The organism is Providencia sp. PROV076, assembly GCF_028483405.1.
Taxonomy (GTDB): domain Bacteria; phylum Pseudomonadota; class Gammaproteobacteria; order Enterobacterales; family Enterobacteriaceae; genus Providencia; species Providencia huaxiensis.
Map to the genome: position 1 here is coordinate 161,386 of NZ_JAMPRR010000001.1, position 15,128 is coordinate 176,513.

A 15,128-nucleotide genomic window follows, 5' to 3' on the forward strand; every position below is an offset into this window, starting at 1 on the left:
ACACCTCAAGCTCACCTCAAAAAGCTATTCCACTTCCAACTCTTTGATGCGTAAACGCTCCCCACTTTCCACTTTCAGATTCAACCCCTGACAGCATGGACAAACCGATTGGTGGCTATCTATTTCCACTATTTCACTGCAATCCCAACACCATGCTTGTGCGGGCTGGTAAATAATGTGGAGCTGGCAGCCTTCTGCAACCGTCCCACGACAAACGACGTCAAAACTGAAGCGAAAGGCACTCTCTTCAACACAAGAGAGCGCACCAATTTCAAGCCAAACAGCGGTGACTCGGTTAACTGCATTTTTTTTCGCCTGCTGTTCAATAATTTCTATCGTACTTTGGCATAACGAAACCTCATGCATCCTGCCCCCTTAAGTGGCGGGCAAACAATGCTCTACGTTCAGGTGCTTGAGGAATATTTGGGTCACTCACTGGAAGCGATAACAATATTCGCTGGCAATCATCCGTTAGGTGAATACCTTGTTCTGGTGTCAGTTTCTTTTCTAATGGCGACATTAATGAGCAAGCAAAATATTGGGTCAAGCCGTCTAATTCCCCCACGGTATACGTCATTTCACCATAGGGGAGGATTAACCCAACCTTGTCACCGACCACGCGACGAGGCCAGTACTGTTCAGGCCCCGGTAGAATAATCGCGCTGAGCATCCAAGGCGTGATCACCACGCCCACCCATTGCCCGTCAAACAGTGAAAATTCACTGGCATGCACTGGCATCGTCGGATGCAAAAATGACAAATCATGCATCGATTGTTCAGCAACTCGCGTAAATGCGGCCTCAACTAGAGGCCGAGGGTTAGTTTCATAACCTAAGATGTCATCCGGCATGCAAACTCTCTTCTTTCGCTATGATTTCCAAGCCTTCGCTTCGCAAAACCTCAATAACCTTTTGTAAAGCTGGCTCTAAAGCGGCCTGCCCTATTGCCGTCAAACCGATATGCGGTTCGAGGGATCCAGGCACAACGCCAACTAATGTTAGCCGCTGTGGGAATTCATCTGTTAAATGCAAAGCGGATAGCACATCTGATAAGCCGAGTTGATGCGGGGAGATTTTACGCGTAAACAGTGCAGGAACTTCGTCATCGCGCAAGACTAAAATCGAGCCAGCCTGCTGGCTCGATAACACAACATCAGCAATGATCAAATGGTCTCTATCTGCCATCGGGCCAATCAATTCCATTCCCGCCGTTCCACCATCTAGCACTTCCACGCATTCAGGCAAGTGATAGCGCTGCTCTAAAGCCTCAACGATGCGTACCCCAATCCCTTCATCGCTCAGCAATATATTGCCAACACCTAAAACTAAAATACGCATTACAGCACCTTAACCTTAGTGACTTCGCCGCCTTCTGGGTCAACAATGTGCACAGCACAAGACATACAAGGGTCAAATGAGTGAATGGTTCGCACCACTTCAAGGGGTTTAGCGGGATCAGCAACAGGAGTTCCTACCAATGCTTGCTCATAAGGGCCTGGCTCATCATTGAAGTTACGCGGGCCTGAGTTCCAAGTGGATGGCACTACCGCTTGGTAATTTTCAATTTTACCGTCTTTGATCACAACCCAGTGCGACAATAAACCACGTGGGACTTCCCCAAAACCAACACCTTTAATAGTGGCATTTTCAGGGAATACGGGTTTTACAAAGGTGGTGTAATCGCCTTTTCCTATGTTATCAACCAGCGCTTGCCATTGAATAGACAGAGTTTCATTCAGCACACAGCAGCGAACACTACGTCCGATAATTCGGCCCAATGTTGAATGCAGTTGATCCACACTAATCGTATTGCCTGTCAGTGTTTGGTACAGGTTTACCACATCATTAAAGTGTTTTTCTGTCGGCTCATGTTTTGCCGCTAATTTACACAACAAGTCAGCAAGCGGCCCGACTTCGACGGTTTTATCATAAAAAGTTGGGGCTTTTACCCATGAGTATTTACCGTCATCGTCCCAGCCCGTGTAATCTGGGTTGGTGGTGCCTTCCCATGGAGCCTGTGGCTCATTTTCTTTGTACCATGCATGTTTGCTACTTTCTTTGATGCCGTTGATCAAATACTCATCCATATGGCTAGTAATGGGGCGATAAGTACTAAAATCGCTGTTTTCCAGATAACCACCCGGTAATAGGAAACTCCCATTTTTACCGTCCATTGGCATTTCAGGCATACACATGTAATGTTTTGCGCCTTGGCCGACTTCGAGCCATTCAGGGTAGCCCGCAGCAATCACTGCTGCATCAATCTTATACACTTGCTCAATGAAATCCCCTAAACGGTCAATAAAGGATTTTACATACATCAAACGCTCGAGGTTCAGAACCCCGACACCATCAAGGTTAATAGGGTTTGCGACACCACCAACGGCAAGGTTTTGAATATGCGGTGTTTTCCCCCCTAATAACGCTACAATTCGGTTGGCATCTCGCTGACATTCAAGGGCTTGTAAATAGTGAGCTACGGCGATTAAGTTCACCTCCGGCGACAATTTCATCGCTGGGTGCCCCCAATATCCATTGGCAAAAATACCTAATTGCCCACTGGCAACCAGTTTTTTAATTTTATCTTGAACTCGCGTGAATTCTTCTGGGCTATTCAATGGCCACGTCGAAACGCCTTTCAAGATTTCTGCTGCTTTATTTGGGTCTGCATTCAATGCAGAGGTGATATCCACCCAATCTAATGCAGATAATTGATAAAAATGGACTATATGGTCTTGAATGGTGTGCGCGGCTAAAATCATATTACGGATATACTGCGCATTCACTGGCACATCAATATTTAAAGCACTTTCAATAGTGCGTACCGACACAATACCGTGCACCGTGGTACAAACCCCACAAATGCGCTGCATAATCATCCATGCATCACGGGGGTCTTTCCCTTTGACTATCTCTTCCATACCACGCCACATCGTGCCTGAAGCCCAAGCCTTGGTGACTTTTCCATCTTCAATTTCACAATCAATGCGTAAGTGACCTTCGATACGAGTGACTGGGTCTATTGTTATACGTTGGCTCATGCTTTACCTCGGGCCTCTGAATGGCTCATCGTTGTTTTTTTCAATGCTGGAATAACAGGTAATAAGCGGATCAATAAGATATAAGCGCATACCTCTATTGCCACAAAACCTATTGAAATTAAAAGTTCTTCTGTTGTTGGGAAATAGTCATATCCGCCCCCTGGGTTGAATGCAACGAGGGAATAGCTCATCCGCCACATGGCAGCCCCAATCAACATGCTCAAACCGCTTGCATATAACCATCGTGAATCATTTCTCAATGATGGCATGCGGAAAATAATCAACGGGAAAACCATTAATGCGGTTTCTATCCAGAACATCATGGCGTAGAAATCGGTATTGAAGATATGGTGCAACTTGCCCCGATAAATTAGTTCACCGAAACGGCAGACCAAGAACAGCACTAACAATACCTGCAAGATCCGAGTGATACGAACAAACAGCGGCCGTTCATCAGCGCCTTGCCCCCGCAACGCGGCTTGGAGTAATGACCCTTCGAAAATGACGATGGAAAAGCCCATAATGAATGCAGTCAGTAATGAGAGTAGTGGCAGCATTTCATAACTTTGCCAAATAGGGTGGACTTTATACCCCGCCGAAATCATCAATGAACCCATAGACGATTGGTGCATCATCGGCAGTAATGCGCCAAGAGCAATAATAAAAAACATCGCTTTATTCAGTCGTTTTAACGAAACCTTCCAACCAAAGCGCTCACACAGTGCAGGGGCAAATTCCAATGCCATCACACCGATATAAATCGTCATACACACTGCGGTTTCAAACAGCACTGAGTTGGTGTTAAAGAAACCGGGGATGTAGAAATAAGGCAAGTTCCAGTAACGACCTACGTCAATAGTGATAGACAAGCCACCGAGAGAGTACCCGAACAAACTGGCTAATAATGCAGGGCGCACTAACGGGTGATATTCACCTCGGTTAAATACATACACCGCCCAAGCCAGCGCCCAACCGCCACAAGCAAAACCGGTTCCAATCAGCAAGTCAAAAGCAATCCAGATCCCCCAAGGATAGCCACCATTTAGGTCAGAAACTGAGCCTAAGCCGAAGACCAAGCGTTTAACTATCAAGATGACACAAATCAGCACTAAGGGCCCAAAGACCATAATTGGCCAACTGACTAAACGCCCGCCTAGCGGCTGCTCTTTATGATGCGTCGTCATTTGAGTCATCTCCTTCGTGTTTGTCATTCTTGGTATTGCGATACACCAAGAAACTCAGCCCTGCCAACGCGGCCAATGGCAGTACCATGCCTTTGTAAAGCGTGTGCTGCACATATTCAGAACGCGCCCCTGTGGACAACTGCTCCAATTCAGGTAGCCCAAGGTTTTGATATGGCACACCGGAAAGAACAATGACTTGTGTACCACCGCCTTCAAGTTCGCCATAAACATGGGACTCATATTTCGGCACTTTAATCACATTTGGGTCATTGCTGTGTAAGGTTTGTCTTGGGTAGCCGTACTCATCCCCCACTTTGAGTGTTAAGCGTTTTTTGGCTTCCGCGAGTAATTCTTCACGCGTCCCGAAAATTACTGCGCCTGTTGGGCAAACTTCGACACAACCGGGCAAACCGCCCTTGTCTAAACGTTCGACACCTTTTTGGTTGCATAACTCGCACTTATGAATTGCACCAAATTTGTCATCGTAGGCATATTTCGGGATATTAAATGGACACGCCACCATGCAATAACGGCAACCAGTACATACGCTGGCATCGTAATGAACAATGCCGGTTTTTGGGTCTTTTTTCAGCGCTTGAACAGGGCAAACCGACACGCAATTAGGGTCAACACAATGCATACATTGCTTTTTAATGTAGGCATAGCCATCTTTTTCTTGGTCTTTATGAACGCCTGTTCCACTGCTCCAAACCTGAATAATATTGTTGGTATAAGGGGTGAGTTTGTCATTATTTGACCAAGTTTGTTCCCCGACCGGGTTACGTTCCGGGTGGTTAATATCTTGGCATTTTGTCACGCACGCCTGACACCCAATACACAGGGTCGAGTCATATAGCATCCCCAAAGAATTAGGAATTGGCGGGCGGTTTTCAGGCCCCGCCAAGCTGGGTGAACTTCCCGCAAGTAATGCTCCCCCAGCGGAGAGTTTAAGAAAATTTCGTCTATTCACGGTTATTCTCCCCGTGAGTCAGTATCTTGTTGGCGTTTTTGACGACCTAATTCACGTACCGCCATCACGCTAACCCCAGCCACTAACCCGACAACACCACCAATTAACCCCACAGCTGTAGATGAAATTTGGCCACCTTCGCGGTTATTCACATCCGGTTTATCCACACGTGGTGTTGGGTTTTCAACACTTGCTAGTTGGTGGATAGCTTTATGGAACCCTACATTTTCTTCATTACAGCCATAACAAGGGTGACCAATTGCCACAGGCCAGACACCGCCAACATCACAGAATTGCAATGTGGAGCAGTTACCGTACGTTTCAGGTCCCTTACAACCTAAATGGTATAAACACCAACCTTCACGATGGCCATCATCACCGAACTCTTTTGCGAAGCGGCCCGCATCAAAATGAGGGCGACGTTCACAGTGTTCATGAATTAATCGACCGTACGCGAACATTGGGCGATTTTTGCTATCCAATTTTGGTGGGCGATTAAACGTAATTAAGTGTGCGACCGTCGCAAGGAAGTTATGTGGATTAGGTGGGCAGCCTGGAATATTAATAACGGTTTTATCTTTAATGACTTGATCTAAACCCACGGCTCCTGTTGGGTTATCACCTGCCGCAGCAACACCGCCCCACGAAGCGCAAGAACCTATCGCAATTACAGCCGCAGCGTGTTCAGCCACTTCACGAATATGCTCAACAATCGGTTTCCCCGCCACCATGCAGTAAATACCACCATCTTTCAATGGGATAGAACCATCGACGACTAAAACATATTTTCCTTTGTACTTTTCAATTGCATCATGTTTATTTTGCTCAACTTGCTCACCAAAGGCGGCAGACAACACCTCGTGGTATTCCAATGAGATGGTATCGAGAATTAAATTTTCCAAAGTTGGATGGGTTGAACACAGCAAAGATTCCGTACACCCTGTACACTCTTGGGCGCCAATCCAAATGACAGGAGGTCGAGCTGGGTCACTAATAGATTCCGCAATTTGGGCAGCAGCCTTCCCGCTTAATCCCATTGTCGCAGCCAGTGCTGTACATAACTTCATAAAATCACGGCGGTTAATGCCATGCGAAGAAATAATAGAGTTATCTCCTATCATTCTTTTTTCCTATTATTATGGGTGGCTTAAAACCTATTCATTAGGAGGGGATTTTTGTTTACTACCTTAAAGTTATAAATACCACAAAGCCCTATACACAAATGATGAATACGCTTTTTGCTTGTATTTATCTATTTAAGAAGCAAACAAAACCAACTCTAATGAAATAAATTCTTATTTAAGTAACCTGATGTATAAATATAAAATAAGATCCTATTCCTACCGCGCCTAAATCATTTGATCTTCATCAAAAGGCAATAAGAAATTTTATTTTTTTTATATATTTGCTAGAAAAATCGATTCAGTAACCCGTAACAAAACAAGAATGGAAATATAAATAAATAGATTTTATTTTCAATACTGCGTTATACATCACATCATTTAAAATAAAAAAATCATTTATTTTTCATTATGATATCAAAACCAATCATCTTAATATAATTAATTAAGCGGAATAGGTGTATTAATAACAACCCAACCATTAATATAAAAACAAATATGTTAAATAAGAATCAATATCAAAAATAAAATATAATCTATTAAAATGAAAAGCTGAAAAAATAGGTAAGTATACAACCCTATAAATATAATACTGCCCATTAGTAATAGATTAATTTTTCAACATCGCAGAAGCGATAGCGACTTGCCCCAATGATAGCCCACCATCTCCCATGGGAAATTGTTTTGCATATAGCACATCGAACTCAGATAGGTTATTCACTAATAGTTTTCTCAATAATTGGTTATGAGTCACGCCACCTGACAAAACAATTGTCTTAGTACCATATTGGTTCGCTGACTTCCGTGCTAGCTCAGCAAAACCTTGCGCTAATGCCACATGAAAGGCATGTGCCCGTTGTGGTTTAGGCGCACAGTACGCTATCCATTGTTGCCAAAATGTATGTAAATCTAATTGTTGATCCACTAATGGCATAGTGACCGGATGTACGCTCACGGGTGATTTCATGGCAATCGCTTCTAGTTGGCAAGCAGCCTCCCCTTCCCAACTGGTTTGTGCCGTACAAATACCTAACGCTGCAGCAACCGCATCAAAAAGCCGCCCAGTAGATGAAGCCGTTGGGCTATTAATTCCTTTCTCAATCGCCTTTTGTAAGCCTTGCCAAGGAAATGACATTAAATAAGCGGCGCTCTCTTGCTTTTGCCACTGGGGAACAAATTGTAAACAATGCGCAAGGAAATTACGCCATGGCTGCCGAGAAGCTAATTCCCCTCCCGGCAGTGCAACTGGGGGCAAGCCTCCTAGATATTGACTGGATTTATAATCCACTAGTAAGCATTCACCTCCCCATAGCCGGTGGTCATCCCCATACCCCAAACCATCCAAAGCTAACCCAATGACTTTACTTCCATTTAATGGCAAACCATGCTCAGCCATTACCGCAGCAATATGTGCATGATGATGCTGCACTTTTATCAATGGGATCCGTAATTGCTGTGATAACGCCTCGCCATAGCGCGTACTCACATAATTAGGATGCATATCAGAGACTATAGCGGTTGGCGTAAAACGATAAATAGATTCAAATAATGCAATCGCAGACTGATATTGCTCAAAAATATCCATATCATCAAGGTCGCCTAGGTGTTGGCTCATGACTGCACTTTTGTCTCGCAATAAACAAAAGGTATTTTTAAGATCAGCCCCTAAAGCCAGTATTGATGGGGAATTTTCAAACCCTTCAGGTAAATCAATCGCATCAGGGACATAGCCCCGTGCACGGCGGAGCATTTCCGCTTGTCCATCATGATAACGCACCAATGAGTCATCTGCACGTTGGACAATATCGCGGTTATGAGTGAGCCAAACATCGGCGATATTGGCTAAATCAACCAGCGCAGCTTGCTCGCTCAACACAGGGGGCTTCCCTGATGCATTTCCTGACGTCATCACTAATGGGCGATTAACTTGTGCCATCAATAGGTGTTGCAATGGGTTAGAAGGCAACATAACACCGATTTCCGCTAGATTTGGCGCAATATATTGGCTTAATACAGGATTTTTCCAATTTTTAACCAATACAATCGGAGCGGCAGGGCTTTTTAATAATGCACGTAAGCCATCACTCAGCGGCATATTGTGCTGCTCTAACCAATTCAGTGATGGGATCATAACCGCCAGCGGCTTGGTTGGGCGGCATTTACGCCCTCGTAAAGCTTCTACCGCCTCATCACTACTTGCATCACAAGCAAGATGAAAACCGCCAATCCCTTTAATAGCAACAATTTTCCCGGCCAATAACTGCTGAGCTGCCAAGGCTAATGCATTCTCTTTATTTGCGATCATTTTTCCTGATGGGTCGCACAATTTAATTTCAGGACCACACACCGCACAGGCATTGGGTTGTGCGTGAAAACGCCTATCTGCGGGGGATTGATATTCCACTAAGCAATTAGGACACAAAGGAAAATCGGCCATTGCAGTATTGGGCCTATCATAAGGCATACGACGAATAATCGTGAAGCGAGGGCCGCAATGCGTGCAGTTTGTGAACGGGTAATGAAAACGTCGATTCGATGGAGCAAAAAGCTCTTGTTGGCATGCATCACAAGTAGCAGCATCTGGGATGACTTGAGTATCCATTTTACCTTCGCCACTACGGCGAATAGTAAATGCGTCGGGTAATTTATCCCATTGAAAAGGTTGCAGTTCAATACTTTCTATATGGGCTAACGGTGGGCAGTGTTGGTACAATAACTGAGTAAATTCAGTGGGATCCGAATCAGTACATAAACGAATCAGCACCCCTTCAGCATCATTACACACATCACCTAAAAGTTGGCATTGATGCGCTAATTGCCAAACATAGGGGCGAAAACCTACACCTTGCACTTTCCCTTTGATGCGTAACTGTATACCGTTTTTCACTCGTGCACCCTCTTAACACACTGAGGATATTTTCCCGCGAAGACATAAAAAAAACTTCACTTGAGATCAATAAAATATGAAAAACACATTAACAATACTCGCTCAATAGAAATAGCCACAAAGCAATTCTTGTGGCTATTTTAACAATAACAGTGAATTTATCAGTTTAATCGCTGATAAAACCATCTTCCATACGATTAAAGTTGTAGAAGAACTCAGAAGGATCCACGACCGCTGCGTCGCTATATTTTCTTGCTTCATCCCCCCATAATTGCTGCAATGCTTTCAGTTTTTCTAGGTACTTTTTCGCTAAGTCGGTTGATTCAGAAAAATCTTCTGCTGTATTGAACAGTTGCCATTGGTCATCATCATAGCTGGTGTTGTAACGGTGTAATGCGACAGCTCTCCAGTCTCCTTGAGTAATAGCTCGCTGACTACGCAGTTAAAAATACTGCACGTCACGGGTTTTTGCGTCATCCGAATTTAGTGTTCCCAAGAAAGATTTACCTGCCACAGGAATTTGTTTTCCCCCATCAACCTCTGTTGTAAATGAAGTTCCCGCTGCATCTAAAATTGTAGGGGCAATATCAATGACACTAACATATTGGGAGCGAATACTATTTGGTTGCTGTGTATGACTAGGCATGACACAGTCAGTGGAGTTCTAACACCGCCTAAATAAGGCCATAATTTATAACGCTTAAAAGGTGTTGCCCCACTGGTTGCTGGCCCTGAACCATGAGGCGTTTCTTTCGATGGCACATTGAAATATCAGGATTTTTCAATCGATACGCTATATGTTGATAGAGTTATGGAACGCTTTACCCCGAATAAAGAAAAATTCCATAGTGCAAATAAAACCCCTGTTGAATATATCGCAGCGGGTGGTATCAACTATAAAACAAAAGAACTCACTGCCAGTTATAATTATGGCTATGCGAAAGATTTCATTGACCGTCATGTTCTTGAACTAAGCTATATGCCTTATTCTAATATCACTCTTGGGTTCCAAGCTTTTGGTAATGTCCCTTTAGAATTATATAAAGATATGCCCTCCGCACAGCAGGCCGCTAATGGCACCTCTTGGGTCTATGAAGGTACTGTTAGATGGTAACATGATGCCTTAGGTATGAAACTGGGTATTGGCTATACTGATGCTTCAAAAAATGACGGGTCACTCGGTTATTTTGACAGGCATCCTTTGAGAAATGCACGTTGGCATATTGAGCCTATGTCATCTGCCGCTTATCACTATCAGCGTGATGGTGAATTAGCTCTAACAGGGCTTATTGATTATAAATATGCTGAAGATTTTTATTCTGCAGTACAATTAAATTACGGTCAGTTTGATTTTAAAAATAATAAAATTAAAACAGGTGAGATTAATCTCATCAATGCTTGGCAACCTAGTGATCCAAGCTTAAAAAACTTTACGATATTTACTAAATTAACCAAAGCTTGGTTATATCAAGTACAAGGAAACCGCGTACAGCCTGTTTTTGATGATAGTGGCCACTATATTCGAAGAAATGCTATCGCCGCAGATATTATTTTTGATTATAAATTCAATATATTTTAATACCACTAATCATGTGTCGAGGGGCAAAATGAAAAAAACAATTTTAGCTATTAGTTTATTAACGCTATTTGGACTTCAAGCTCAAGCCAGCAACGATAAAATGCGTATTTTATTAGTTAATGACGATGGATGTGAGGCATTTGGCCTAACTGAATTAAAGTCTCAATTAGATGCAAAAGGTTATGATGTTTGGCTTGTCGGTCCAGCAACAAATCAAAGCGGAATAGGGACTGCTATTACATTCAAAGCAGGGAAAGAGTTTGATGTTAAAAAAGTCGATGAGCGTACTTATTGTTTCCCTGGTACTCCTGCAGATTCACTGGATTTTGGTTTGCAGGGATTATTACGGGAAACACCACCAGACCTTGTAATTTCTGGAGTCAACGATGGCCCAAATACCGGAGCCTCGCAACTTAATTCAGGAACGGTCTCAGCCGCAGCTCGCGCTGTACGTCTTGGCTACCCAGCGATAGCCGCAAGTATTGGTTATATTATGACTGAAGAAGAAATAAAATCAGGTTGGCCTAGCACCCAAAAATATTGGCCTGATTCAGTCACTTATATTGTTGATCTCGTTGATAATTTAAATAAAAAATGGGAGACTGGCGAGAAAGTACTTCCAGCGAGATCAGGATTAAGCATTAATTACCCTGCACTACCTAAAGATAAAATTAAAGGCGTAAAGTTTATTGAAAACGAATATACCGTTTCACCACAAGTTTTATATGAAATAACCGCCGAAGGAAAAACTAAGCAATTCATTAATCCTGAAGCATTAAAAATGAGAAGTGATAATTCGGATACTGGATACCTCGACAAAGGATATATTACTTATACTGTATTCGATGGTGATTGGAATGCTCCTGAAGAAAAAGTAAAAGAATATAAAAATGATTTCAACACAAAATAACCTTATCATTTTAATAAATAGAGGCGTAAGGCATGAGCAATGCAAATCGAAAATTCCAATTAATGGCTAACCCCTCCGGTTCAGTGTGCAATATTGATTGTTCTTATTGCTTCTATTTAGAAAAATCAAAGCGTTACCCTAATAGAAAAAACAATGGCGAATGAATGATGATGTTCTAGAAAAGTATATTCTCACCAATATAGAGCAGTAACCTGCTGATGTAATTGACTTTATTTGGTAAGGAGGCGAGCCAACCCTGCTTGGACTCGGCTTCTACAAAAAAGCGGTTGCGTTTCAGCAAAAATATGCAGGTAAGAAAAGGATCAATAATTCATTTCAAACAAATGCATTAAATCTTGATAATGACTGGTGCCAATTCTTTAAGCAGCATAATTTCTTATTAGGGATTTCCATCGATGGCGATCAATCTTGCAACGATCAATACCGACTAACACGATCAGCAAAAAGCACTTTTGATCGCTATGGCAATTGGTAGCGCCAAAGCAAACCCGAATGTACCCGTTATTGACTTAGTGGGTGATGGCGGGTTGATGTTAGGCGTCTGTGAATTGGCCACTATGACACAAGAGCAGCTCCCTATTGTTCTGGTTATTATGAATGACCAGGGCTATGGCGTAATGCGAGGTATTAAGGAAAAATATTTCTCAGGCCGCCAATTCTATAATGAGTTACTCACTCTTTCATTTAGCCAGCTAGCTCAATCTATGGGAATTCAATCATTTACAATAGATAAAGCCACCGATTTCCAATCAACGCTACGTCAAGCAGTCGATTTGAAGCAACCGGTTGTCGTTGAAGTATTAATGAATAGCATTGGCAAAATGAATTTCTCAGGCCCCCCACAGAAAAAACTGTTTTAACTTTCAAACTGATATGGGTGGCACAAGCCACCCTACTTTATTGATAGATAATGATACAAGTGATTAAAGCCATCGACTTTTTAAATTATTATAGTTAGGGACTAGAGCACCCTACTAAGGTTATAAATAAAAGTTCGCCTCCAGAAATGAGAGGTGGGACAGATCGCCATCGCAATTACAGTATCTGATTCAACTGAAATATAGTATCTAGCAATTTCTGGCAAGATATTTTTCTGTTCCAAGCAATGGAACCATCAATCATCCAAATACATACTTGAAAAACAGATTTGGCGATATAATTCTCACCTTATCCCATGCGCCGTAAAGTCCCGAACTTCAGCGCGGGGAGGATGTCAGCTTTAAAGGTGAATATATATTGAGGCACGATAGGATAAGCATCGGAAATATAGGATTAAATATAAATTGACATCATGCCATGACATCTACAACGTCGAGCACTGAATAATTGTAAAATTTTTATTATAATCCCCACAAAATATCTCTCGTTTACTTATCAGTTTAGTCATATTGTTTATAATTTTCAGATAAAATTAACTACAATCATTTATACCGATCAAATTTCCACAACATAAATTGTGTCAAATTGTAAAATTATTGCAATCACCCTACTAAATAATATAAATTCACTTAACCTATAACTCCCAAACAGTGTACTCACAGTAAAAGTATTAATGCAACGCCATGTTTTTATTGAAAATAACAAAAACAAGAAAATACTCACCCTTTAATAAAAAATTAGCACTACTTACTTAATAATTATTGCCTATCAATAAGCCACGATATGTTCGAAATAAACAATTGTAGTTTATAATTAAAAACCCTTTTAATTAGTAACGTTAAATTTGATTCTATTATAGCAAATAGTTATATTCTAAATTAACTTGAGGTTACATTTAATAAATAATACTAAATAATTAGCCACCAATATCCCTTACTATAAATTAAAGGATATAGAATCCACTAAACTGAGTTCCATATAAATAATATATGCACATTCCTTTAGATGCGCAAAAATTATAAAAAATTAAAATAACCATTTTATATAAATAGTTATTTTAATGTATTAATAATATATATCACTAACTAAAGATAAATGAGCAACTATTGCTCTTAATTAAGGAGGTCTCTAATGAGAAAGATGAATAAAAAGTTAATTGCAATATCCTTAGCAAGTTCTTCGCTTATATGCGGTACAGCACTTGCTGAAGGTGAGGTTGTAAATCCAGCCCCGACCCCAATAACTCCAATTTCTGTAAATGGAGGTAAAGTTACTTTTAATGGAGAAGTGACAGCTGGTGCATGCGCCGTATCCGGTAGTGATACTGATAAAATTGTTACTCTAGATACTGTTCGCGCAAATTCCTTTACTGCCGCAAATCAATTGGGTAATGCTAAAAAAGCATTCGATATTAGCCTAGTAGATTGTGATACTTCAATTCGTAAAACTGTACAAATTTCATTTAATGGACAAACTATCGAAGGAAACCCAAATCTATTAGAAAATACTGCTGGTGCAGGCTCAGCGACTAATGTTGGTTTACAATTATTTGGCCCTGATGGCGCAGCGTTAGATATCGGTGCAATGAGCTCCACAGTTACCCTAGCAGATAGCACTACTATTCCATTATCTGTTGATTACAAATCTACTGCAGCTAATGTAACAGCAGGTAAAGTGCAATCAATAGCTAATTTCCAATTAACGTATAATTAATAGTGTTCTAATTATTGATTGGCCATTCTTATGGTCAATCATTTTAATTTATGTGGTTATATATCATGTTCAGAAAATATTTTTTAATTTCATTGTTTCTATTACATTGCCAGCAAACTTATGCTGGGGGGGTTGCTCTTGGTGCAACTCGACTAGTTTATCCTAGAGACCAAGGCCAAGCAACGCTAAAAATATATAATAGTGATGAGACAAGTAATTATCTTGTCCAATCATGGATTTCTGATGATCAGGGTAGAAAAATAAATGACTTTATTGTTACCCCTCCTCTTTTTGTGATCAAGGCAAATACTGATAATATAATAAAAGTTGTTTATACAGGTAATAAAGAAAACCTACCAAATAACAAGGAAAAATTGTACTTTTTAAATGCTAAAGTTATTCCTTCTTTAACAGAAGAAGAGCAAAGCATCAGTAATGCATTACTAATATCTACAACAACTAAAATAAAATTATTTGTTAGACCAAGTTCTATAAGTGATAATCCATTAGAAGCTTATAAAAATATGGAATGTAGTTATTCTAATAGCACAGTAAAAATAAATAACCCTACACCTTTTTATCTTAATTTAGTTTCATTGAAAATTGATGGTAAAGATGTTTCAAATTCTGAAACTATCTCTCCAAAATCATCAATATTTCTAAAAAACAAATTAAATGGTAAGGTCTTAACATATAACTTTATTAATGACTATGGAGTTCAAATAAAAGATAGACAATGTAATTTATAGCAGATTTTAACCTGAAGTATTTTTATGCGAATATCTAAAATTACTTATTTAATTATTTTATACCTTAATGTACAA

General features: G+C 41.0%; 14 protein-coding genes and 1 pseudogene. 6 read left to right on the forward strand and 9 right to left on the reverse strand.

The window, feature by feature from the left end; genetic code table 11:
• Positions 1 to 24: 24 nt before the first annotated feature.
• The 9 genes from hypA to PSF67_RS00765 all read right to left on the reverse strand — a co-directional run bounded on the left by hypA (position 25) and on the right by PSF67_RS00765 (position 9,848).
• Entirely contained in the window at positions 25 to 366 is a 342-nt protein-coding gene (gene hypA, locus PSF67_RS00725; RefSeq protein ID WP_166264365.1) for a hydrogenase maturation nickel metallochaperone HypA, read from the reverse strand.
• Positions 359 to 850, reverse strand: coding sequence for a hydrogenase-2 assembly chaperone (gene hybE / locus PSF67_RS00730; protein ID WP_272676380.1), 492 nt, complete (start codon positions 848 to 850; stop codon positions 359 to 361). The genes hypA and hybE overlap by 8 nt, the downstream gene beginning before the upstream one ends.
• The gene (locus PSF67_RS00735) at positions 840 to 1,337 is read right to left on the reverse strand and encodes a HyaD/HybD family hydrogenase maturation endopeptidase (RefSeq protein WP_166264361.1); all 498 of its coding nucleotides are present in this window, start codon (positions 1,335 to 1,337) and stop codon (positions 840 to 842) included. Before PSF67_RS00735 ends, hybE begins: the two co-directional genes overlap by 11 nt.
• Positions 1,337 to 3,040 carry a hydrogenase 2 large subunit gene (gene hybC, locus PSF67_RS00740; RefSeq protein WP_195697701.1) on the reverse strand — a complete coding sequence of 568 codons (1,704 nt, stop codon included), beginning with the start codon at positions 3,038 to 3,040 and terminating at the stop codon, positions 1,337 to 1,339. The genes PSF67_RS00735 and hybC overlap by 1 nt, the downstream gene beginning before the upstream one ends.
• Positions 3,037 to 4,224, reverse strand: a complete 1,188-nt coding sequence (hybB, locus tag PSF67_RS00745) for a Ni/Fe-hydrogenase cytochrome b subunit (protein WP_102137881.1) — start codon at positions 4,222 to 4,224, stop codon at positions 3,037 to 3,039. Before hybB ends, hybC begins: the two co-directional genes overlap by 4 nt.
• The gene (gene hybA / locus PSF67_RS00750; protein ID WP_094961065.1) at positions 4,208 to 5,194 is read right to left on the reverse strand and encodes a hydrogenase 2 operon protein HybA; all 987 of its coding nucleotides are present in this window, start codon (positions 5,192 to 5,194) and stop codon (positions 4,208 to 4,210) included. The genes hybB and hybA overlap by 17 nt, the downstream gene beginning before the upstream one ends.
• Before the next feature lie 2 nt (positions 5,195 to 5,196).
• Positions 5,197 to 6,315: a hydrogenase 2 small subunit gene (gene hybO / locus PSF67_RS00755; protein WP_102137882.1), complete on the reverse strand. Its 1,119-nt coding sequence runs from the start codon at positions 6,313 to 6,315 to the stop codon at positions 5,197 to 5,199.
• Positions 6,316 to 6,925: 610 nt separating this feature from the next.
• The gene (gene hypF / locus PSF67_RS00760) at positions 6,926 to 9,202 is read right to left on the reverse strand and encodes a carbamoyltransferase HypF (protein WP_272676382.1); all 2,277 of its coding nucleotides are present in this window, start codon (positions 9,200 to 9,202) and stop codon (positions 6,926 to 6,928) included.
• 442 nt (positions 9,203 to 9,644) lie between these two features.
• Entirely contained in the window at positions 9,645 to 9,848 is a 204-nt protein-coding gene (locus tag PSF67_RS00765; protein ID WP_166264357.1) for a hypothetical protein, read from the reverse strand.
• 165 nt (positions 9,849 to 10,013) lie between these two features.
• Between PSF67_RS00765 and PSF67_RS00770 the strand changes: the two genes are divergently transcribed.
• The 6 genes and pseudogenes from PSF67_RS00770 to PSF67_RS00795 all read left to right on the forward strand — a co-directional run bounded on the left by PSF67_RS00770 (position 10,014) and on the right by PSF67_RS00795 (position 15,053).
• Positions 10,014 to 10,316: a hypothetical protein gene (locus PSF67_RS00770; RefSeq protein ID WP_102137884.1), complete on the forward strand. Its 303-nt coding sequence runs from the start codon at positions 10,014 to 10,016 to the stop codon at positions 10,314 to 10,316.
• Between the two features lie 15 nt (positions 10,317 to 10,331).
• The gene (locus PSF67_RS00775; protein WP_272676384.1) at positions 10,332 to 10,781 is read left to right on the forward strand and encodes a hypothetical protein; all 450 of its coding nucleotides are present in this window, start codon (positions 10,332 to 10,334) and stop codon (positions 10,779 to 10,781) included.
• 28 nt (positions 10,782 to 10,809) lie between these two features.
• Complete coding sequence (surE, locus tag PSF67_RS00780) at positions 10,810 to 11,691, forward strand: 5'/3'-nucleotidase SurE (protein WP_272676386.1); 882 nt, start codon at positions 10,810 to 10,812, stop codon at positions 11,689 to 11,691.
• 476 nt (positions 11,692 to 12,167) lie between these two features.
• Positions 12,168 to 12,572 (forward strand): annotated as a pseudogene (locus PSF67_RS00785) (thiamine pyrophosphate-dependent enzyme); the annotation flags it as partial.
• Positions 12,573 to 13,722: 1,150 nt separating this feature from the next.
• A complete protein-coding gene (locus tag PSF67_RS00790) occupies positions 13,723 to 14,304 on the forward strand; it encodes a fimbrial protein (RefSeq protein WP_272676390.1) in 582 nt (193 codons plus the stop codon).
• Between the two features lie 65 nt (positions 14,305 to 14,369).
• Entirely contained in the window at positions 14,370 to 15,053 is a 684-nt protein-coding gene (locus PSF67_RS00795) for a fimbrial biogenesis chaperone (RefSeq protein WP_272676391.1), read from the forward strand.
• Positions 15,054 to 15,128: the final 75 nt, after the last annotated feature.

What these genes read in the sequence shown, in the direction of transcription:
- surE (WP_272676386.1), top strand. Translation starts at nt 10,810, where the DNA reads ATGAAAAAAACAATTTTAGCTATTAGTTTATTAACGCTATTTGGACTT.
- PSF67_RS00790 (WP_272676390.1), top strand. Translation starts at nt 13,723, where the DNA reads ATGAGAAAGATGAATAAAAAGTTAATTGCAATATCCTTAGCAAGTTCT.
- PSF67_RS00795 (WP_272676391.1), top strand. Translation starts at nt 14,370, where the DNA reads ATGTTCAGAAAATATTTTTTAATTTCATTGTTTCTATTACATTGCCAG.
- PSF67_RS00765 (WP_166264357.1), bottom strand. Translation starts at nt 9,848, where the DNA reads ATGCCTAGTCATACACAGCAACCAAATAGTATTCGCTCCCAATATGTT.
- PSF67_RS00775 (WP_272676384.1), top strand. Translation starts at nt 10,332, where the DNA reads ATGAAACTGGGTATTGGCTATACTGATGCTTCAAAAAATGACGGGTCA.
- hybC (WP_195697701.1), bottom strand. Translation starts at nt 3,040, where the DNA reads ATGAGCCAACGTATAACAATAGACCCAGTCACTCGTATCGAAGGTCAC.
- hybE (WP_272676380.1), bottom strand. Translation starts at nt 850, where the DNA reads ATGCCGGATGACATCTTAGGTTATGAAACTAACCCTCGGCCTCTAGTT.
- hybO (WP_102137882.1), bottom strand. Translation starts at nt 6,315, where the DNA reads ATGATAGGAGATAACTCTATTATTTCTTCGCATGGCATTAACCGCCGT.
- PSF67_RS00770 (WP_102137884.1), top strand. Translation starts at nt 10,014, where the DNA reads ATGGAACGCTTTACCCCGAATAAAGAAAAATTCCATAGTGCAAATAAA.
- PSF67_RS00735 (WP_166264361.1), bottom strand. Translation starts at nt 1,337, where the DNA reads ATGCGTATTTTAGTTTTAGGTGTTGGCAATATATTGCTGAGCGATGAA.
- hypA (WP_166264365.1), bottom strand. Translation starts at nt 366, where the DNA reads ATGCATGAGGTTTCGTTATGCCAAAGTACGATAGAAATTATTGAACAG.
- hybB (WP_102137881.1), bottom strand. Translation starts at nt 4,224, where the DNA reads ATGACGACGCATCATAAAGAGCAGCCGCTAGGCGGGCGTTTAGTCAGT.